At 41.8% G+C, this 21705-nt stretch carries 22 protein-coding genes; 9 read left to right on the forward strand and 13 right to left on the reverse strand.

All coding sequences use genetic code 11. The features are described 5' to 3' along the window. Window positions 1-29 precede the first annotated feature (29 nt). On the reverse strand, window positions 30-941 hold the full coding sequence (locus VMUT_RS04655) for a thioredoxin domain-containing protein (RefSeq protein WP_148224662.1): 912 nt from the start codon (window positions 939-941) through the stop codon (window positions 30-32). 98 nt (window positions 942-1039) lie between these two features. Between VMUT_RS04655 and VMUT_RS04660 the strand changes: the two genes are divergently transcribed. Continuing rightward, the gene (locus VMUT_RS04660) at window positions 1040-1459 is read left to right on the forward strand and encodes a pepsin/retropepsin-like aspartic protease family protein (protein WP_013604274.1); all 420 of its coding nucleotides are present in this window, start codon (window positions 1040-1042) and stop codon (window positions 1457-1459) included. 3 nt (window positions 1460-1462) lie between these two features. Here the strand turns inward: VMUT_RS04660 and alaS are convergent, their stop codons facing one another. The 10 genes from alaS to rpl18a form a co-directional block, all read right to left on the reverse strand. Beyond that, window positions 1463-4201 (reverse strand): alanine--tRNA ligase, encoded by a 2739-nt coding sequence (alaS, locus tag VMUT_RS04665; protein ID WP_013604275.1) that lies wholly within the window; start codon window positions 4199-4201, stop codon window positions 1463-1465. Window positions 4202-4264: 63 nt separating this feature from the next. After that, window positions 4265-5176, reverse strand: coding sequence for an MBL fold metallo-hydrolase (locus VMUT_RS04670; RefSeq protein WP_013604276.1), 912 nt, complete (start codon window positions 5174-5176; stop codon window positions 4265-4267). Between the two features lie 91 nt (window positions 5177-5267). Beyond that, entirely contained in the window at window positions 5268-6329 is a 1062-nt protein-coding gene (locus tag VMUT_RS04675) for a 50S ribosomal protein L10 (RefSeq protein WP_013604277.1), read from the reverse strand. A gap of 102 nt (window positions 6330-6431) precedes the next feature. Then, a complete protein-coding gene (locus VMUT_RS04680) occupies window positions 6432-7091 on the reverse strand; it encodes a 50S ribosomal protein L1 (RefSeq protein ID WP_013604278.1) in 660 nt (219 codons plus the stop codon). A 101-nt stretch (window positions 7092-7192) separates the two neighbouring features. Next, complete coding sequence (locus VMUT_RS04685) at window positions 7193-7711, reverse strand: 50S ribosomal protein L11 (protein WP_013604279.1); 519 nt, start codon at window positions 7709-7711, stop codon at window positions 7193-7195. 45 nt (window positions 7712-7756) lie between these two features. Beyond that, a complete protein-coding gene (locus VMUT_RS04690; protein ID WP_052298500.1) occupies window positions 7757-8221 on the reverse strand; it encodes a transcription elongation factor Spt5 in 465 nt (154 codons plus the stop codon). Between the two features lie 195 nt (window positions 8222-8416). Next, window positions 8417-8722, reverse strand: a complete 306-nt coding sequence (locus tag VMUT_RS04695) for a hypothetical protein (RefSeq protein WP_048056871.1) — start codon at window positions 8720-8722, stop codon at window positions 8417-8419. A gap of 48 nt (window positions 8723-8770) precedes the next feature. After that, window positions 8771-9688: a signal recognition particle-docking protein FtsY gene (gene ftsY / locus VMUT_RS04700; protein WP_013604282.1), complete on the reverse strand. Its 918-nt coding sequence runs from the start codon at window positions 9686-9688 to the stop codon at window positions 8771-8773. Window positions 9689-9699: 11 nt separating this feature from the next. After that, a complete protein-coding gene (gene pfdA, locus VMUT_RS04705) occupies window positions 9700-10155 on the reverse strand; it encodes a prefoldin subunit alpha (protein ID WP_048057188.1) in 456 nt (151 codons plus the stop codon). An 8-nt stretch (window positions 10156-10163) separates the two neighbouring features. Beyond that, the gene (gene rpl18a, locus VMUT_RS04710; RefSeq protein ID WP_013604284.1) at window positions 10164-10421 is read right to left on the reverse strand and encodes a 50S ribosomal protein L18Ae; all 258 of its coding nucleotides are present in this window, start codon (window positions 10419-10421) and stop codon (window positions 10164-10166) included. A gap of 75 nt (window positions 10422-10496) precedes the next feature. Here rpl18a and VMUT_RS04715 point away from each other — a divergent pair, with 75 nt between their 5' ends. The 3 genes from VMUT_RS04715 to VMUT_RS04725 all read left to right on the forward strand — a co-directional run bounded on the left by VMUT_RS04715 (window position 10497) and on the right by VMUT_RS04725 (window position 12819). Then, on the forward strand, window positions 10497-11036 hold the full coding sequence (locus tag VMUT_RS04715) for a multiprotein bridging factor aMBF1 (RefSeq protein ID WP_013604285.1): 540 nt from the start codon (window positions 10497-10499) through the stop codon (window positions 11034-11036). Between the two features lie 108 nt (window positions 11037-11144). Then, window positions 11145-12257, forward strand: coding sequence for a GTPase HflX (gene hflX / locus VMUT_RS04720; protein ID WP_048057189.1), 1113 nt, complete (start codon window positions 11145-11147; stop codon window positions 12255-12257). Between the two features lie 25 nt (window positions 12258-12282). Continuing rightward, window positions 12283-12819 (forward strand): transcription factor TFIIE, encoded by a 537-nt coding sequence (locus VMUT_RS04725; protein WP_013604287.1) that lies wholly within the window; start codon window positions 12283-12285, stop codon window positions 12817-12819. A gap of 33 nt (window positions 12820-12852) precedes the next feature. Here VMUT_RS04725 and VMUT_RS04730 read toward each other — a convergent pair whose 3' ends face one another. Together VMUT_RS04730 and VMUT_RS04735 are read right to left on the reverse strand one after the other, a co-directional pair. Continuing rightward, a complete protein-coding gene (locus VMUT_RS04730) occupies window positions 12853-14205 on the reverse strand; it encodes an FAD-dependent oxidoreductase (protein WP_013604288.1) in 1353 nt (450 codons plus the stop codon). Between the two features lie 53 nt (window positions 14206-14258). Continuing rightward, complete coding sequence (locus tag VMUT_RS04735; protein ID WP_013604289.1) at window positions 14259-15203, reverse strand: hypothetical protein; 945 nt, start codon at window positions 15201-15203, stop codon at window positions 14259-14261. A 113-nt stretch (window positions 15204-15316) separates the two neighbouring features. On the opposite strand from VMUT_RS04735, the gene VMUT_RS04740 reads away from it, so the two are divergent. The 5 genes from VMUT_RS04740 to VMUT_RS04760 all read left to right on the forward strand — a co-directional run bounded on the left by VMUT_RS04740 (window position 15317) and on the right by VMUT_RS04760 (window position 21676). Then, a complete protein-coding gene (locus VMUT_RS04740) occupies window positions 15317-16849 on the forward strand; it encodes a gamma-glutamyltransferase family protein (protein WP_013604290.1) in 1533 nt (510 codons plus the stop codon). 72 nt (window positions 16850-16921) lie between these two features. Next, a complete protein-coding gene (locus VMUT_RS04745; RefSeq protein ID WP_013604291.1) occupies window positions 16922-18004 on the forward strand; it encodes an ABC transporter substrate-binding protein in 1083 nt (360 codons plus the stop codon). Then, window positions 18001-18999 carry a FecCD family ABC transporter permease gene (locus VMUT_RS04750; protein WP_013604292.1) on the forward strand — a complete coding sequence of 333 codons (999 nt, stop codon included), beginning with the start codon at window positions 18001-18003 and terminating at the stop codon, window positions 18997-18999. Before VMUT_RS04745 ends, VMUT_RS04750 begins: the two co-directional genes overlap by 4 nt. Next, window positions 18992-19756 carry an ABC transporter ATP-binding protein gene (locus tag VMUT_RS04755; RefSeq protein WP_048056873.1) on the forward strand — a complete coding sequence of 255 codons (765 nt, stop codon included), beginning with the start codon at window positions 18992-18994 and terminating at the stop codon, window positions 19754-19756. The genes VMUT_RS04750 and VMUT_RS04755 overlap by 8 nt, the downstream gene beginning before the upstream one ends. A gap of 81 nt (window positions 19757-19837) precedes the next feature. Then, window positions 19838-21676 carry an aldehyde ferredoxin oxidoreductase family protein gene (locus VMUT_RS04760; protein WP_013604294.1) on the forward strand — a complete coding sequence of 613 codons (1839 nt, stop codon included), beginning with the start codon at window positions 19838-19840 and terminating at the stop codon, window positions 21674-21676. Window positions 21677-21705 lie beyond the last annotated feature (29 nt).

Raw genomic sequence — 21705 nt, forward strand, 5'->3', positions numbered from 1 at the left:
TAGGTACATTTAAAACAATTTTGGCATTATTAACCGCAATATGGACCTAGCATTGATGCTATTGTTGGTGATGAGCATCCATAACCAAGTACGTGTGTTGGGAAGTACTGAATCACGTAGTACACGTAGCCACTATTGATCATTGTTTCGAGGGATCTACCATACATTGCCTGGAAGATTGCGCAGTACGGGCACAGTGGATCTAGTAGTTCGATGATCGTAATGTTAGCACTTGAATTACCAATTCTTAAACCGGAGGAGGCTAATTCACCTATGAAGGATACCTGGGTTGAGTTGGCTTTAAATCCATAACCAAGCTCCTGACCTTGATAGGTTATTACTGTTATATTACCCTCATTTGCATAGTTAATTGCATAGAATACATAAGGTGACGCGCCAGCTAATATGTAGGTTATATTATTTGCCTTATCAAAGACTATGAATAATGGTGTACCCAATAAATTACTAGGTATGTTTAGTGTTATGGCTATAGTATTAATATTGTTTAATGCGCCAGTGACCGTATTAACTAGGTTCTGGTCGCTCTCGCTTACGGCACATTCAGCGTAATTACTTGCTAGGTATTGGTACTGAGCAATAGGGTATACTAATAGGTAGGTGGTGTTACTGTTCTGTTCATACTCATATATGTAATTATACGCTATGGAATACATATTATTCAGCGCATTTAATGTGGCGTTCTCACCATACTTATTATAAATACACACCAGTCCAAGCCAATTCTCAACGCCTCTCTCAAACGCTGCTGTGATTAAAGATGCTTGTGTTGATGTCGAGGATGAGCTTGTTGGGGGTTGTGGCGTATTTGTTTTTGTTGGTGTTTTAAGTGCAAGGAAGTAAACTAACACACCAATAAGCGCCACTGCAAGTACTACGACGGCTATTAATAGCATCCTATTTACGTTTATACTGCTCGACATAATCCCTTATCAATGATTGAATTAAATTAAAAACCTTACTAACATTTCGCAGTGCTTCTTAAGAAAGGCATAATAATTGGGTTAGGTAGTAATCATGAATGGCTATTAGGGTAAGGATTAAGTTATCATCGGTGATGGGGAAGACCACAGTAACTAAGGCATTAGTGACTACTGGGTATGAAACCCAGGAACCAGAGATCCTGATCCCTAGGAGTATTGCTGAGGACCTAGACTTATTACCAAAGTTACCTAGTGGTTCAGAGATTAGAAATTACGTATTAGCCGATGGCTCAGTAACCAGGTTAATACTGGTGCCTAATGCAGTTCAGGTATGGATTCTTGAAAATGATAGGGAGGTTGGTGGCGTCATGGCTCATGTAGTAATTAGTGAGCGTGCGGACGAGGCATTACTAAGCGATAAATTAGTTAGTAAGTTGGGTATTGTTTTATTGGATATTGGTGAGGGTACATGGTGTTTTAGGGACGAGATCGGAAAAATTACTAGAAAGAGCCTATAATCCTTACAACAATGACTTAATAATACTTACAAACGTATCTATTGATGGCCTGCCCTGGGTGAATCCCTGCCCGTAAGTTACCGATCCACCACCCCTGCCATTAACACCTGGATTAAGCTTTGCTATTAGGTCCTTGGCGTTCACGTGCTTGGCTGCTTCGGAGCCTAAGTAAATCATGTACTCAGTACCATTATTAACCCTATTAATTACCAATAACACGGTATTAGGCCTACTACCTAGGTACTCCTTGGCGAATTCCTGGATGTAATTCTTATCCTCATTCTCGTACTCCATATATGTGAGACCAATACCATTAACTATGATCTCCTTACCCATTGCCTCCGCAATATCACCCTTAATGGCCTTTCTAGTTAATACCTTGATCCTACTCTCCATCCTGCCCATATCATTAAGCAATTCCTTAACGCCCTTAACAACCTCCTCTCTACTCTTGCCAATTAACTCAGAGATCTCATTTATTGAATCCTCAAGTGAATCGGCATAATTAACGGCATGCCTACCTGTAGTGAATATGAACCTAACGACGCCCTCCTGAATCTTCTCAACCTTAACGATCTTAATCATACCTATCTCGCCAGTATTACCTACATGCATACCACCACATGCCTCAACATCGTATGGGTCATTATCAGTACCGACCTGGACAATCCTTAACCTGGCCCCAGGAACAGCGCCTCCTTGATATATATACACACCAAATTTGGATTCCGCATCAGTTCTGCTTAACCACCTAATAATGACTGGGTAGTTAGCAACAACCATTTGATTTGCCAATTCCTCAATCTTCTTAATTTCATCCCTCGTAGGTAGCTTATAATGGGTGACATCAAGCCTACTGAAGGGTACGTTCTTCTCCGCGCCTGCCTGCCAAATATGCCTACCAAGGACACGCCTAATACTCTGAAGTAGTATGTGTGTTGCAGTATGCATCCTCATTAGGTCAAGCCTACGGGTAGCATCAACAATACCCTCAATGTTTTCACCATCCATTGGTGGTTCACCCTCAATAGCATGCACAATGACAGGTCCAACCCTCTGAACATCAATCACCCTCGCCTCGCCTCTACTATGCCTAATAACGCCGTGATCAGCTACCTGCCCACCACCCTCTGGATAAAAGGCTGTCTGGTCAAAAACCACGTACTTACCCCTGATTACCCTTAAGACCTTTGCATTGAATTGGAAGAGTCTCATGTTCTCATAGAATAACTCCCTGGTTTGTGGTAGGTCCTGAACCTCCACAGGATTTACATCCACCTTAGGCTTCTCCTCGCCAATCTGTCTCTGATACTTAGCTGCAAGCCTTGAGTAAAAGTCATCAGGCACACTAATGCTTAATCCAAGCTTTGATGATGAAACTTCACGCACAATCTCTGGTGGTAGCCCTTGGGAATCGTAAAGTGTTATTAAGTCATCTACGGTTAATTCCCTCTTTCCAGTTTTCCTCTCCCTATCCTTAATGACCCTATCAATAATACTCGGCGCCTGCCTAAGTAATTCCTTGAATTTCTTCTCCTCAAGATCCACTAACTCGAGTATTGTCTGTCTCTCCTCATAAACCTCGGGATAATCCCCCTTAAGGAACTCAAGTTCCATATTCATGATTTCCGTAAGCGGCATTTCAATACCTGAAACATACATACTCCTCAGCATCCTCCTGAGTAATAGCCTGCCTAGATAACCAACGCCTGAATTGCTTGGTATGGCCCCATCAGCCATCATCCATGATAGTGTCCTACCATGGTCACTAAGTATGTAGAGAGTTTCCTGGGCCTTAAGTATATTCTTAATTTCGTTAATATTCATCCCAACCTTCCCCGATATATATTCATAGGCCTTCTCAATGCTCGTAACCTCAGGATCAAGCTGACCAAAGTAAGTGGCCATATGCATTAGCATCTCATTACTGGGTCTAGGAAGGCCTAGTTTACTCCTTAATTGTTCAATGAATGACCCAAAGACCGCATCATAAACTGTGGGTTTACCTGTGAGCAACCAGTAAATTCTCTCGAGTCCATATCCAGTATCCACGATCTTCATGGGCATTTCCACATACTTACCATTAACAGTCCTGTAATGCATGAAAACGAGTGTAGCCACCTCCAAGCCGCCAACAAGTATTTCAAGGCACTCACCTGCATTACCACCACCCTCCCAAATGTTCTCCTTATACGTAATCTCATCATCCCTAAGGCCAATCTCCTTAGTGAAGAATTCATGGGCGTACTCAACAGTCTCATCAATCCAATAAACGTACTTATCGGGATAGTTAAAGGCGTGGTGAGCCATCATCTCAAAGCCCGTTAGGTGCCTACCGCTACGACCGACCTTATCAATATCCGTAAACCTAATACTTGGCTGAGAGAGCGTTAGTGGGTTTGCTGGTGGTGGGACTATTCCCTCGGTAACCCATGGTTGAAAATCATATATTGATGCACCAACTAAGTAAACATCAGTTCTCCATCGTGCAACCACTGGGTATCTCTTGATCCTAGCATGTCCATGCTTCTCAAAGAAGTTTAGGAACTTCTCTCTAACATCCCTAATGGACTCGGGCCTGAACTTACCAGGTGGGTTGCCTATGAATAGGTATGGCGTGCATGGTTGATCACCACAAGTCTCTTGCTTCTTATCAAGTGTCCAAAAGTAATGCTTACAATATGGACATTGTCTCCTATAGAATCCCATCCTATCAAACAACCTAGTCCTCAATTCCTCCATAACTTAACGATAAATAAAAATAAGATTCTTTTTATATTTTGTTTCTGTCATAAATTCAACTTGCTACTTGCGCTTTGACTCAATATCGCGGAAATACTTATACAAACCATCAATGGCCATACCGAATAAGTGATAATGAGCTCTCATATTCCTTAATCTATCATAAACCCTCTTAAGATCCTGGTCCCTTTCCAAGAGCATTCTTTCAAGGTCATTAACGCTTAACCTCTCTCTAACGGCCTCCTCAGCAGTCCTACCCCAAATATCCACCTGCCTAAGATGTCTATTTAATAAGTCAGTGGCATTGGGAACCAATAAGTGATGAGTGTAGGCTATGTATGCTGGATTCCTTGCAATCAGCTTCTTGATACTGTCAACATATAGGTCAAACCTAAGTGGTTCCATTGTGGTTGGTATTATATAATCAAGGTCCTTAACATAAATACCGGCTGCATCACCAACAATGAGTATGTTCCAGGGTTCAACCACGAAGGATTGGTGGTGACTAGCATGACCTGGTGTATGTATTACCTCTACCGTAATATCACCAATGGTGGTCCTATCACCATCCTTGGTCTCCCTCGCGTTCTTACCCGGTATTTCAAGGGGCTTACCATATAATTCACCAAGCCATCCCATGGCATCCCTAGCTGGTACCCAAATAATGTCTGGATTTGGTAAGACCTTTGAGCCTCTAGGATGTACATAAACCTCAATGTTCGGGTTCAATTCAGTCAATATGCCAGTACCGCCATAATGATCAATATGAACATGAGTAATAAATGCGTGGGTCACGTTACCCGGCAAACTCCTTAGGGCATTCTTTAGATCATTACTGGATACTGCCGGCCCTCCCTCAAACACTACTACACCCCTGCCCGTGTTTATTGCATAGACCGAGACTAAATTACTGATTCCACCAGGTTCGAGGTCTATTTGATATACATTATTCATTACCTCAATTACCCGCACCATGCACTATTCATACCTTACAGCTTAATAAGTTATATCATACTATATATACTATGTAATTTAAAGATCCTATGTACAGGAAAATTGCCTTTAATTAACCAAATAGATTTGAAAAGCCAGCGGCAATGTCCTCCTCACTTGGGCCCTCCTTCTTCTCTTCCTCAATAGTTTCTTTCTTCTCCTCAGTCTTTTTCTCGGCCCTTGCTTGTTCGGTCTCGGTCTTCACTTGTTGAGGTTGCTGAGTAACTTGAAGACCTAACTCAGGAGCCTTCGGGGCTATTATCGAGGCCAATGCATGAGCTTCTGATGCCGCCTTAATCAATATGTACCGAGCGGTCTCTGGAGTTATGTACCTAGCATTAATGGCTAGGTTCATGGCCTCCATGTAGGCCTTCGTAATTGATATCCTAAGTACCTCAGGTGTTGGATACGCCGTATTAACTGCCAGGTTAAATGCGCCCTTAACAGCATCCTCAATCATGGATCTATAGGTCCTCGCGTCTAATTTCAGTTCATCAGCAGTAATTACATACTTACCTCTCAATATTACTGCCTTTATCTTCAAGGTCTCGAATACTGGTCTTATACTCAATTTCTTCAGGATCTCGGCAGCATCCTCATTGATCTTATCACCCTTCTTAACAATCACAGTATCCTTAACAATCCAGATCTTACCATCCTGAACCTTAATCGGTATCTTCAACTTACCGAACTTGCTCATTATTGGTCCTGGGCTCATGTTAGTATTACCAGCCGGAGCTACTAAATCGAAGGGTGCAATATCGCCAGGCATTGCCTCTCTCCTAACGCCAGTCCCCCAAATCCACCTAGCTATTTCGAATGGATTCTCATTGGTAAAGATAAGTAGGTTCTCTCCCGTAAATAACTTCTCAATATCCTCACTTACATCATTCATTAACTGCCTAAGTGCTATTAATACTAGTGTGTTCTTCGCCTTAATAACCCTGGCACCCCTCCTCCTAAGCCAGAACCTATACTCTTGTAAAACCCTATTTGATGTTTCATGAATATCAATTATGAGCACGGTCTCGTACTTACTAAATAACTCCTTTAATTCATCAACGATCCTAACCTTCTTCTCTGGGTAGGGCTTTGTCCTAACGTATGTACGCTTAAACACTGGTTGTGAAGCCATATCAGCAAGAAACCGTTCAAAACATGCACTTAATTAATTTTTCTTCAGATGGAGATTATGGATTATGTGATGCTTATTAATGCGTATTGATGGTCTCTACATTTACTTAGTTGATAACGGGGAAAAGGTTATCGGCGGTCCCATGGTTAGTTTAACACTTACAGAGCCTAGTTGTTCGGGTCTAACCTTCTTTAATACTTCATCAATTACGGTCGCTATATTCTCAGCAACCTGCTTTGGATCCATATTCTCGGTGCCAACCTTACACATGACCTGTGGTTGATCCTTAACCCTAATCCTAATGCTCCTCTTTAATCTATCAATCACGGCCTTAATATCAGCATTGGGTTGAACAACCTCTGGCATTTTATTTCTAGGACCAAGTATTTGCCCCATGACTCTACCGATTAATACCATTAGGTCTGGGGTGGCTATGAAATAATCATAGGAAGCGGCCAGCTTCCTAATTTCCTTCTTATTACCTGCTAATTTCTCGATATCCTCCCTGGTGAGTATTGCGTCGGCCTTAGCCTCCTTAGCCGCCAGTACCATTGCGCCCGTGGCCATCACGCAGACCTTAGGCTCCTTACCCTGTAGCGGGTGAGGTAATGTAACAGTTATGTTAAATTTATTGGCCTGGTTCTTCACATCAAAGTCCTTAAACCTAATTATTAATTCATACGTCTGCTCAAACCTTCTCCTCTTCGCCTTGGCCTTGGCCTCCGTAACTGCCTTCACCATTGCATCAAGGTTGAAGCTCATAATCGCGTACTGTAAAAGAAACCCCTTATTAAAGCATTTTTCCCTACTTACTGGGCAAATTTTAAGGATGTTCACTATGGCCTTATTAACCAGGTCCTATGTTATAACCTACCTTCCTGTTTAAGTAGTTCCTCATATTTAGATATTATATTATCAAAGGAACCAGTTTCTAGTTCCTTCAAGGTTTGTTTCGGGTCCTTACCGTTAATTGTTATACCAATGCTCCTGCAGGCACTTATCACTTGTTTAAGGGCGTTCTTGAAATTCTTACTCCTTAGCTCCTCCCACTTTATGTAGGCTATCTCGGCAAGTTTCTCAATACTTATATCGCCAATTAACTCCTTAACTGCTTGGTGACTCCCTGTATCCTTACCAACGGCCTTCATTATTAAATCAGCGAGTGATGGAAGTTCTGGCTTTACTTCAAAGTTCTTTGTATCTTCGTCTACCTCAATTTCAACAAACACATTATTAATGCCATAATTAGCGAGTATCTTCGTCTTTTTATTAATCTCCTCAGTAACCTTACCCACATCAACTCCATACTGGCTTAATTGCTGAACCGCAGGACCGCCTGCCTTACCCGGCGCAATAGCTATCTTAACTACTTTCTTCGCCATATCGTAGGACCCGCCTAATGTAGGTATTTAACGTTTTTGCTATTATTACTTACTTTCAACTTTCCTAACACCCTTAATATTCACGATAATAGGCATTGTGCTTGATGAGTCAAGTAACTCCAGGTAAACCTGACCTCTCTGTCTATCAATGTCCACGACCTTACCCCTATAACCCTTAAACGGCTCAACAATTATCTCAACAACATCACCAACATTAATCTCCACAGGCTTCGCCAAACTGCTCACTATTTCATCAATACTCATGACGCCTCTAACCATACCCCTATAATGCTTAATTCCCGTAGCCAGATCCTGTATTTCATACGGCATGGAACCCTCAACAAAAACAAATCCCTTAAGTGTAGGTAGAACAACTATTGCGGAAATCCTAACCTTATCAAGGCCCTTATGCTCAGCCCTAGCCTTGAGCATGAAGGCCACATTATACTCCTGATTACCCACAGCCCTAAGGGCATAAGCCCTACAGCTCATCTGTTCTGTATTGCTCATTAACTTCCCCTAAGTCCAATAGGTTATAAAACTTGCCTAGCCGTTCTGCGGATTTATGGATGTTTATGAGTACTTATGATGACTTAGCAACATAAATCACCTATTATCTTTTTCGTTCATTAGATCCTGATTTCCTTGATTTTAAAGTACTTTAGTTAGTAAACCTGGGTCCTAAGCCAGGAGGGATTAATGCCTTTATTTACGGCCAAGACCTCTCGTACTTAGTAATACCAGTATAAGCATTACGGCCAGTATTATGATTATTGTAAGTATAATAATTAGATTAAGTGGATATGGCAGGCTAAAGTTGGCGCTACTCGTTAAATACTGCTGGGCAACACTAAATAGGAATGAGTAAACCCCCAAAATTGCTACTATTAATGAGCCTAGCTTAAGAATAATCATGTAATTGCTCCTGGTGGGCTTCTTGGCAACCTTGAATATCCAGGCTATTGTACTTAACCAATTCACTATTTTCTTACTCCAACTTTCGTGACTCATTACATGGATTGTGAATAACCAGTATTATAAAGCCTTTTCTAGCCATAATTATAGGATTAATTGCCTAAAGAATTCCATTTTATTAAACGGCCTTAGATCATCGTATCCTTGCCCAACGCCCAGGAAGTAAATGGGCTTCTTGAGTTCGTATAGGAAGGTCAGTATGGCACCACCCTTTGGATACGCATCAACCTTAGTGACTATTAAGCCATCAATCCTCACGTACTTACTGTAGTATTTAGCGATATCTAGGGCTTCATTGCCGAGTAGTGCGTCGGCTATGAATATTGACAGGTCCGGCCTACTAACCCTCTGTATCTTACTTAATTCATTCATTAGGTTTATGTCAGTATGCATCCTACCTGCCGTATCAATCATTACGTAATCAATACTCCTAACCTTAGCGTGACTTATGGCGTCATAGGCAACCGCGGCTGGGTCTGAACCATAACTATGCTTTATAACCCTAACACCAAGCTTGGTTGCATGCCCCTCTAATTGCTCAATGGCCCCAGCCCTGTAGGTATCCGCAGCAGCCCAAACAGCCGTATAACCCCTTCTCATTAATTGATATGTTATCTTAGCTATTGTCGTTGTTTTTCCATAACCGTTAGGACCCAGGAATAGAAGAACTACGGGCTTCTTATTTTGAAGGATTCTCGTGACTTCACCCATGAAATCTACATCAGGTATATCATTAAATAACTTATTCATTACATCAAGAATTCCATTCCTAATCATTGATTCCTTATCACCAAACCTAGGCACCTTAATTCCCCTCAAGTAATTAATTATTGCATCACATATTGCATCAGCGACATCAACAGCCACATCAGACTCAACAAGCTGCATGAATAGCTCGTCACGAATTTCACTAAGTTTATCTTCACTTAATTCCGTGGTTGTTATCGAATTCACTATTGTGTTTGTGAATGATTTAAAGGCATTTTTCAACTTATCAAACATTAAGTAACACCTTATTGCGTAGGTTGTTGCTGCCTAACAGCTGCGCTGATATAGAGTAGGAAGTTATCAATATCCGTTATCCTCTTGGTTATATCGGCTGATTGAGAATCAAGTTTTGACTTTAAGTCTTCAAACTCCTTAATCCTTTCATCAATGTAATTAATAGCGTATGGAATATCCATCTCAATTACGAAATTGGCACCAACACTAACCAGAACCTTCTCGCCCTGAGCTGGCGAAGCCCTGATGAAAATACCTCCACCAACTCCAGCATATGTATCCTGAACCTCACCCTTATTTAATAATGTCAGCATGTCCTTGGCGCTCCTTAATTCATTTATTGATTGTGTTATTAATGCGAGGTTCTGTCTAATAACATCAAGTAGCGCTGCTAGGGAATTTCTCTCCTCAATTAACCTCTCAATATCCTCCCTCGTTATTACTATTCGCTGTGGTTGTTGAGACATTGACCAATTCACCACTTAATTAATGATTCCATTGATAATAATTGTAAAATATCATTACGTTTAATCTCATCCTTACTTATCTCCTTAACATCCTCAATCCTAATCATACTCCTCTTCAACTTATGCCTACTCCCTAACTCGCTATACGCTATCTCTACAGCCTCACTCGGCTTTGTAGCTATCAACTCCAGCGAAAATTTCTGCCACTGCATACCAATCCTCATACGTCCTACAACCTTGTAAATCCTAATCGACACGTGAAGCATTTAGGCATGAAATATTTAATCTTTTCCCAATATGTTTTTAAAGAAGTGCTGCCCATATTAATTAGGTGATTGGTTATGGTCTTAACATGTGACGTTTGCGGTGCGCCAATAGAGGGTGAACCCGTTATTGTGGAAATTGATGGCGCCGTATTAACACTATGCCAGAGGTGCGCCCGTAAGTACGTAGGTGTTAAGGGCGTTAAGGTGATTAAGGGCTTGTCACAGGTCCAGGTAACGCAACAACCAATGACTATAGTTAGGCATGAGTCTAGGAGAGGTGTTACGTATAGAATTAATAAGCCGAGGATTAATGCTGATAAGTACGAGGTTATTGATAACTATGCTGAGTTAATTAGGGAGGCTAGGGAAAGCCTTGGTATGAGTAGGGACGTATTGGCTAAGGTCATTGGGGTTAAGGAGAGTATTTTAAAGAGGATTGAGGATGGCCAATTAATACCGGATATTGAACTCGCTAGAAAGCTTGAGAAGGTTCTCGGTATCAGCCTATTAAAGGAGGCTGAGGATGTAGGCATGGAAACTCAGAAACCTGTTAGCAAGTCTTTAACCTTAGGTGATGTGGTAACCCTTCGTGAGAAAAATAAAGAGAGACAGTAGGGATTCACATCTTTAGTCTCCTTAATTACGGGGTAGCCAGTATATTTACCACTTAAAATGGTCGTTGTGGCAATAGTTTTAAATAACGAATCAAGCCAAAATGCCTTAGTGAGTAGTAATAGGGCCAGAGCCTTATTGCTTATTGCTGATGATGTTGGGGAGAATAGGATTAGGGAATTTCAATTGCTAAGTGAAGCTGGTGGTTATGAAGTTATTAATACGGTAATACAGAGGAGAAGACCTGACACACGTTATTACCTAGGCATTGGTAAGTTAAGCGAGGTTGAGTCGCTTATTGATTCGTTTAAGCCCGACGTGGTTATCACGTATCATCAGTTAAACCCAATACAGTACGTTAACCTTGAGCGTAGGTTAAGGACTAGGGTGATGGATCGGGTACTGCTAATACTCGAGATTTTTGGAAGGAGGGCTGGTAGTAAGGAGGCTAAGCTTCAGATAGAATTAACTAGGCTTAGGCTTGAGATTCCAAGGGTTAGGGAGTTCATTAGGCTTGCCAAGATGGGTGAGCAGATTGGGTTTTATGGTGGTGGTGAGTACGCTATTGAGGCCTATTATAGGTATATGATGAGGCGTATTGCGCATATTAGGAGAGAATTGAATGCCATCAAGAGAAGGAGAGAGTCTCTTGTGATTAGGAGGAAGGATTATGGATTACCACAAGTCGCCCTTACTGGCTATACATCCGCTGGCAAGACAACATTATTTAATCGACTGACTAAGGAGAATAAGTATGTTGATGGTAAACCCTTCGCAACACTGGATACTTATTCAAGGCTTGTAAACTTCAATGGGGTTAATGCAATATTGACGGACACTATAGGGTTTATTGATGATATACCACCATTACTCATTGAGTCATTTTACGCAACAATTGCCGAGGTACTTAATGCGGATTTAATACTCTTCATGCTGGATGTCAGTGATGATTACCAGGAATTCTCTAGAAAATTCGTAAGTTCAGCAAAGATATTTAATGATCTAGGGATATCTAGGACTAGTGTTTTACCTATTCTTAATAAAATTGATTTAACCAACGGCATTGATATTACCGATAAACTAAACCTTGTGGAAAGCGAGTTCAGTAATTACGTAATTATATCCGCTAAGGCCGGTATTGGTATTGATGATTTAAAGAATGCAATAAGGAGTAGATTAGAACCCTTAATTATTAGTAAGAAGCGTGAAGGTAGTAAGGAATAAAACTCTTTAGGTTAATGAATCATTAATGGTTGAAGACTTGGAAACATCCTTATTCCTTGAATACGCAAGGAGAAAGATGGCCTTTGAGTATGATAATGAGGAGGTAGGTGAATTAGCCGTTAAGATACTAAGTACATTAATAGAGAGGAATGAGGCAATACCTGATGAAACCCTCGCCCTAATACTGGGCATAAGCGCCACGGAGATTAGGAGGGTATTACACGTTATGCATAAGGCAGGCCTTGTCGGCCTTATCCGCGAGTCTACTGATCAGTATAGGTATGAGTATAAGTGGTTCATTAATAAGGACTTCATTAGGAAGTTCCTCATTCAACATATTAATGATGTTGCAGCTAAGCTCATGCGTAGAATAAATACCTTAAGCACAACAACACTCTACATATGCCCAACATGCTTCAGGAGCTACACACTTGATGAGGTTTATGAGTATGACTTTAGGTGTCCAAGGGACGACACGGAATTAGTACAGGCGGATGCCCCCTCGGAAATAGCGTTCCTTACGAGTACTGTTAAGAATTTACGTAGGGAAGAAACTGGATAATCTAAATTTTACAATCTCACAACTTCACCTAAATCAGTACTTACCTTTAGATAATACCCTGGCAGCTGTGATGAGTGGGTGCCATATGGGAGCTGTCGGTGGTGAGTATGACAGGTCAGCAAAGAAAAAGTCGTCAATTACCGCTCCCTTACCTATTAATGCGGCGGCAATATCTATGTAACCAGCAACTATCTTATCAGGCCCAATAATCTGTACACCAAGGACTCTACCACTTGACTCATCCATTGTCATTTTAATACTAACCTGCACACCACCTGGATAGTAATGAGCAGTTGTTCTAGCCTTAATACTCGCTGACACCGGTTTAAATCCCTCCTCCCTAGCCTGCCTCTCGGTTAGTCCTGTCCTAGCAACATATAGACTAAACACCTTAGTCACTGCCGTGCCTAATACACCTGGGAACTTCAGGAACCTACCCTTAACAGCATTCGCACCAGCCACCTGCCCCATCTTATTAGCCGGCGGCGCCAGGGCAATGTACATCCTCTTCCCAGTGATTAGGCTCCAGGTCTCGGCAACATCGCCTGCGGCGTAAACATTCGGTACAGAGGTCTCCATATACTCATTAACCCAAACAGCCCCCGTCTCACCAAGCTTTACACCAGCCTTAACTGCAAGATCCACGTCTGGCCTAACGCCAACACCCATAATCACCTTATCGACATTATACTCACCCTTCTCGGTGACTACCTTGCTCACATGCCCATTAATGCCTTTAAATCCAACAACCTTCTCATTAAGGTGAAGCTCAACGCCATTCCTAGTGAGTTCATCACGAATTAGTTTAGCCATATCCTCGTCAAATGTTGTCGGTAATACATGAGGCATCATTTCAAACAGAAGTATTTTCTTACCGAGGTTCCTAAGTGCCTCAGTAACCTCGAGGCCTATATAACCGCCACCAACCACGGCAACAGTGCTCGCCTTCTCAACCTCCTCCCTCAATTTAGGAGCCTCATGTGGAAGCCTAAGCGTTAATATGCCGTTCAGGTCATGGCCCTCAACGGGGAGCGTTATTGGCTTAGCACCAGTAGCTATTATTAACGTATCCCATTGATACTTAGTGATATCATTACCCTCCTTGGCATACACCACCTGACTCTTCAGATCTATGTCATAGACCTCCGCATTAATCTTAACCACTATCTTTCTCTCCTTAGCGAACTCCTCTGGGGTATATATGGCTAGGTCTTGGGCCTCCTTAACAACGCCGCCAATATAGTATGGTATTCCACAGGGTGCATGACTTATGTATAAACCCTTATCAAGCATTACTATCTCTGCCTCAGGATCAAGTCTTCTAGCCCTAGCAGCCGCTGAAGCACCGGCAGCACCACCACCCACAATAACAATGCGTTTACCCATATATTACCGAAGGCCTATTATGACTTAATTAGCTTTTCCATTATGTTAGTGCTTCATCCACAATTACCATCAAGTCTTTCCAATAATTCATTAATTATCCTCCTGGCAGTTAACAAATGTCTCCTTTTAATAGGGTATTGAATTACTAAATCATTGCCAGTGTTCACCTTATTTGTAACGCCATACTTAATGCACTCGGCCACGTACCTACTCACGTGTGGTGTTAATGTCCATGCTATTAATTCATGAATAATACCATCATCAACCACACTGGGAATTCTTTTCATCATCTCCATAAATGTTAATGCAACTAGGTATTGCTTATCAAGGAGGTAATGAAGGAATTCATGAACCGCAGTATCAATGATATTACTGATGCTATTTACCGTAGGATTCACCTCAATAATGGCGTTGATTATCCTGAGTAAATCCCATATTGATAATGCTATTACTTCATCACCATTTATAGTCATGATCTTACCATAAACAGTTGGATTATGGGTAAGTACTACCCTTGGAGTCTTAATGCTGAATACATTACTTAATATGGAAATTGCCTTTAATACTAACTGGAAGTAAGTGCTTGAATTATTCCTTGCAGTATTTACCTTTTCATCAACATAGTATTCACAGTCACGATTGCATAACACCATTAATTTAGTCATTAATGAGGACTTTGTTCTTATGGTTATGATGTACGTACGATCACGCCCATACCTCATGCTGCTTAGGGATATGTACTTATCAATATTATAATCTCTTAGGAGGGACTTCTCAGTATCTTTAATGATTATGATACGTTCACCTTCATTCGGCATCAACCTAGGGTTACTTGAGCCTAGTAAGTTGAGTATTAGTTCAAGGGTTGATAATGTGATTTTCAATTTAATACGTTGCTTATTGAATAATAATGCTATTGCATTTATTGCCTTAAGATTTGTTGTGAAGTCTTCCTGAAGTTTCCCAGCGTAAGTCCATGATGAATAATTAAGCAGCATGATAATTATCCCTAACGGATCTTACTCTACTTAGCCCAATTAAATGATTTCTTTAATGCATTAATTACTTTTTGCGCAATACTCTAAAAGTGTGAAGCAGTGCGGTTAGGTGCATGTCATTACCAATAATACCCGGAATTAAGCCGCCCTGGATAACTGAGTTAGGTGGTGTGGCCTCTGAGCATCCATTAGCAAGTAAGTTAGGTGTTGATGTGCTTAGTCTCGGTGGTAATGCCATTGACGCTGCAATAACAACATCACTAGCACTGGCTCTTACGCAGCCTCATTTAGGCGGTTTAGGTGGGGATTTCTTTGCCATGGTGTATATAGCCAGGGAGGGGAGGGTTTACTTCATAAACGCCAGTGGTTGGGCACCTAGGAGACTAAGTAGGGAGTTATTATTACAAAGAGGGTTGAATTCAATACCAATAAGAGGGCCATTATCACCAGTGATTCCTGGACTATTGGCGGGGCTCCATGCATTATGGAAGAGATTTGGAACTGATGAGTGGAAATCCCTTGTAAGGCCTGTGGTTGAGACGGCAAAGAGTGGATTCCCAGCAAGCCCAAGCTTCGCTAAAGCCATAGAATTGCTTAGGAATGACATTGCTAAAAACAATGACTTTAAGTCCGTATACCCAATAAACGCTAAGCCCTGGGATATAATAAGGATAGAGCCATTAATTAAAACATTTGAGTTGATAATGGAGTACGGGCCCGACGCATTCTATCGAGGAGAAATAGGTGAAGCTGTTGTTAATTATGTGCAATCCGCCGGTGGTGTTATGGAGATGAGTGATTTAACGGAATATGAGCCTGAGTGGCGTGACCCACTTAGTATTGATTATAAGGGATTGACTATTTACGAATCACCACCCAATACCCAGGGTATAACCACATTAATGATATTGAGGCTTCTTGAGGAGTTAAGGGTTAATGTCGATGCGTGGTCACGTAATAGGATTGAGACTTACCTGGGCATTTACAGGATTGCCTATGAACTTAGAGACTCGTATGTCGGCGATCCAAGGTTTGTTGAAATACCAATTAATAAGCTCCTTGATCCAGGATTCCTGATGTCCGCGTATAAATCAAGAGTTGGCAAGCGATTGAGTGGTTCTGGCGATACCACGTATTTCGTGGTTGTGGATAGGGAGGGTAACGTCGTAAGTGCCATCCAAAGCCTATACCAGCATTTTGGTTCGTTGGTTACTGAGCCCAAGTATGGGATCACACTCAATGATAGAGCCTCGGACTTCTCAATGGATGGGCCGAACGCATTAATGCCCAGAAAGAGGCCACTTCATACATTAAGTACAGTAATAATTACTAGGAATGGAGAACCAAAATACGCACTTGGAACTTCCGGGGCTCATTTCAGGCCACAACAGCATACTTTATTTATAACGAACATGGTTGATCACGGCCTAAGTCCTGTTGAGGCAATCGACGCGCCTAGGTTCCTGTGGGATAGAAAGTCACTAATCATCGAGGAAGGTTACGAAATAACAGGCCTAACAGAACCATACCAAGTAATTAGGTATCCAGGCAGGACCGGCGTGGCCAGTATAGCGGCATTCCTCGATAATGGCAGGAAACTACTCTACACCGACATACGCGGGGATGGATTAGCCCTTGGTCAATAACTCTACGTTAAGTGTTACGAATGTTTAGGGTGTAGAAAATGCTTATAAATAGGATGCTTATCCTATCATCGTATGTCGAGAGGTATTTCAAAGGCGTTGATCATAGGGGTGGCCATAATTATTGCTGTAGTAATAATAGCCGTGTACTACGCTACCCAAGTCCATACGTTAAGGCAGGGTATGTCGAGTATTGGTGTTAACTATCCAATAACAGTGATTGATTACTTGGGCCGTAACATCACAATATACTCACAGCCAAGTAGTGTAGGTACCATAAGCCCTGACTGTACACAAATAATATATGTGCTTGGCTTTGGCAGTAGGGTTATCCTGATCGATGCTTATTCCGAACAACTACTTAATTACCTAAATGTCACAATACCAAGTAATGCCACCACCATTAATTCAATATATGGATCACCACCGATAGAACCAATAATAACTGCACACCCATCACTACTCTGTGCAGATGCTGGTTTCCAGCCACAGCTGGTGCAGAGCATTAGTACATTGAGCGCGGCTAACATTAACGTGATATTCATAGGCGGTACGAGCAATACAAATGTGACTGGCATAGAAAATGACATAATGCTGATGGCCAAGGCGCTTGGGGTTCCAGGTAGGGGTGAGGAGGTGATAAGTCATATGAATAATGTCATTAATTACGTAGAGAGTAAGGTCTCGAATGAGCCTAGGGTTACCGTAGCCTACATATCATGGTATAACCCAATCTATGTTGCAGGTAACTCGTCATTTGTTGGTTACTACATTAATTTAGCCGGTGGTTATGATCCATTCAACGGCATGTACCCCACTGTAAGTCCAAGCCAATTACTCGCGGTCAATCCTGACTATATAATTGTGGATGATTTCATGGGCAACTACACAGCAACTCTTCAGGCAATACTCTCAATACCTGGAATAAACAGTACAAATGCTGTTAAGGAGGATCATATATACATACTTGGTAACTTTGCAGAGAGTCTCATTGAGGAGCCGGGTCCATTATCAGTCTATGGAGCCTTGCTTCTCGCCATGATACTTCATCCAAGCGCCTTCAGTCTTAACTCAACGGCCATACCACATTACATTAGTGCCCAGTGGGTTGATCAGTACGTTAAGCCCAACTTAAATATTACGTTAAGTGATGGGTGATTGCCACGGTCAGTAACCCAATTGTAAAATTCCTTTGGTTATTTATTCCATTATTATCAATCGGTATTATTCTAAATATTTTCATTGGTGAGGTCATTGTACCACTAGGGGCATTGCTGGATCCAACACAGGCATATAGGGTCATAATAATGGATATAAGACTACCTGAGATACTTGCTTGCATAGTTGTTGGGACTGACTTAGCCGTGGCAGGCGCTGTCATGCAGGCGGTTTTTAGGAACCCTCTTGCCGAACCTTACATAACTGGAACAGCCTCTGGGGCATTATTAGGTGCGTTACTCGGCCTATTAATAAACGTCCTATTTAAGGTTGGGTCACCATCAATAATACTAATGCCATTACTATCATTCCTAGGCGCTATGCTGGCCACAATTGTCGTTGTGGCCTTTGGCAGAGGTGGTTGGTTATCGCTCATCCTCGCGGGCATTGCCATTTCAATAATGTTCTCGTCAATAGTCATGATACTTGACACGTACTTACTAACAATAATCCCAACACTACCCGCAATAGTTTACTTACTATTTGGCACAGTGAGCGGCATTAATTGGGGTGATGATATTACTATGATTAGCGTAAGTCTGCCAGTACTTACGTATATAATGGTTAGTGCGCGTGAGGTTAACCTACTGATGATAAGTGATGAGGTTGCGCAAGCCAGTGGTACCAACCCTAAGGCATTTAGGAACTTATTGATTGTATTAACTGGATTGTTGACTGCCGTATCGGTATCATTCACCGGCATTATAGGTTTCATAGGCCTTGTAACGCCACACTTAACTCGTTTGTCAATATCAAGCTCCGATAATTCGAGAGTTATACCATTATCGATGATTTCGGGCTCCACAATAATGCTTTACGCGAATGTTGTTAGTAAGGTATTGATTACGGGCACGGTAATGCCAATAACAGCAATAACAAGTCTCTTTGGTGTTCCTGTATTACTATTTTTGCTCAGGGGTGGTCGTAATGAGTAGTTACATAGTTAGATTTGTTAATGCTAGGATTGGGTATAATGAGCCCATTATTAAGGAAATAACGTTAAACATACCAAGGCCGAGTCTAACAACAATACTTGGGCCCAATGGCTCTGGGAAAACAACCCTGCTTAGGGCTATAATAAAGTACGCAAGAATCTTTGGTGGTTATGCATACATTGATGGTAAGAGTATTGATGAGATTCCCATTAGGGATTTGCCGAAGTACGTTTCGTACTCACCTGCCGAGATTTACTCGCAAATGTCGTTAACAGTTCTAGATATTGTCACGAGTTCTCGAAATGGTGAGGGTTGGATAAATAAGGATGATGCGGTCGCAGTTCTTAAGTACCTGGGTATAAATAATATTGCCAGTAAGAGATTTGATGAACTAAGTACTGGTCAGAAGAGACTTGTTTTAATAGCAAGGGCTTTGGCTTCAAAGGCGTCATTATTATTATTGGATGAACCGACATCAAACCTAGATCTCAGTAATAAATATAGGGTTATCCTAACATTAAGAAGGATTGTTAATGATAAGGGAATTACTGTGATTGCCACTGGGCATGATATTGACCTTGCATTAATTAGCGACTGGGTTATAGCGATAAGGAACGGGGATATAATGGCTATGGGTGTTCCAGGTGACATAATTAATAGTAAGATACTAAGTGAATTGTATGATATTGATGTGGAGGTTCTTGAGATAAATGGGCATAGGCTTATTTATGTACATAATGAATTTATGAATGATTGATTGTTTTCTCATTATCCCTATTTATCTTATTTTGACATAATAAGAAAGATTTATTTAATGCATTTTCACTGAACCACCGTTATGTTTGGATGGGGTGGGCATATATTAAGGATTGATCTTTCCAGAAGGAGGTATGTTGTTCAATCACTAGATCCATCCCTTGCACAGAACTATATTGGTGGTAGGGGCTTTGCAATAAAGACTTTATGGGATGAATTGCCGCCAGGAATCGACCCATTAAGTCCACTTAATAAGTTAATACTTGCCGTGGGGCCATTGACGGCATTACCAATACCCAATAGTGGTAAGTTACTCGTGGCTGCTAAAAGCCCATTAACGGGTGGTTATGGTGATGGTAATATTGGTTCATGGTTAGCAGTTCATATGAGGAGGGCGGACCTTGATATGATAATAATTGAGGGTAGGGCTGAGAAACCCACGTATCTATACATTGAGAATAAGGGCGAGGAGTTCAGGGTTGATTTTAATAACGCAGATGATTTATGGGGCCTTGACTCATTTACCACTGAGGATAGGTTAAAGAAGGTTCATGGTAGTGACGTGGGCATGGTTCTCATAGGCCCCGCTGGTGAGAGGCTCGTGAGATTCGCAACTATCGTTGCCCAGAAGGGACGTAGTGGTGGTAGACCTGGCATAGGCGCTGTTATGGGTAGTAAAAACTTGAAGGCAGTGGTTATGAGGGGCCATGGCGACATTAAGGTTGCAGATCCAATGCTTAGGAAGATTGGCGTCGATGCCATAGTGGCCACGAAATCTAAACCAGGTTATCCATTCTGGATGAGGCAAGGAACCACATCAACGGTAGAGTGGGCTCAAGAAGCTAGTGTGTTGCCCACGTATAATTATTCCGAGGGTCAATTTGATGATTATGAAAAAATAGGTGGTTTTTCTGTTGAGAAAAATAAGATCACGACTAAATCATGTCCGCAATGCGTCATGGCTTGCGGGCACGTGGTTAAGGACGCTGAAAACGAACCTGCTGAGTTGGATTATGAGAATATCGCAATGCTCGGTAGTAACCTTGGTATTGGTGATTTAGCTAAGGTGGCGCACCTAAATAGGATCGCGGATATGATGGGTATGGACACGATAAGCCTCGGTTCAAGCCTAGGTTTTGCAATGGAGGCTTCAGAGAAGGGGCTTCTTAAGGAGGGAATTGAGTGGGGTGATTATAAGAGAGCTGTTGATGTTGCCATGGATATAGCACTACAAAGAACCGAGCTGGGTAGGTTACTTGGTAAGGGTGTTAGGGCAGCGTCGATGGAGCTGGGTCAGGAAGCCACTGAATTTGCAATGCATGTTAAGGGTCTTGAAATAAGTGCCTATGACTGTCACGCAGCGCCAGGTATGGCATTAGCATTTTCTACAAGCCCAATTGGTGCTCATCATAAGGATGCCTGGCTAATATCCTGGGAGGTTCAGAGGGGTAGGTTTGACTATACCAAGGATAAGGTCGAGAAGCTTGTGGAAATGCAGAACATAAGGGGTGGTCTATTCGAAACAATAGTGACCTGCAGGTTCCCCTGGGTCGAGGTCGGCCTCGAACTTGATTGGTACTTTAGGTTGTTTAAGGCTGCCACGGGGATGGACATGAACATGGATATACTAAGTACTATAAATAATAGGATTTATACATTAATCAGGGCGTTTTGGGTTAGGGAGTATGGACATTGGGATAGGGCGTATGACACACCACCTGTCAAGTGGTTCAAGAGACCATTGAGTAGGGGCCCACTCAAGGGTGCTAAGCTTGATTATGATGGTTATCAGAGAATGCTCAGTTGGTATTACGAGTTGAGGGGTTGGGATGAGAGAGGTATACCGAGAAAGGATACCTTAAGGCGTTTAGATCTTGATTTTGTGATTTCGCAACTTGGATCTAAGGTTAACCTTAATTGATGAATTAAATTTATATAATGAATAATGTG

The organism is Vulcanisaeta moutnovskia 768-28 (assembly GCF_000190315.1).
Lineage (GTDB): Archaea > Thermoproteota > Thermoprotei > Thermoproteales > Thermocladiaceae > Vulcanisaeta > Vulcanisaeta moutnovskia.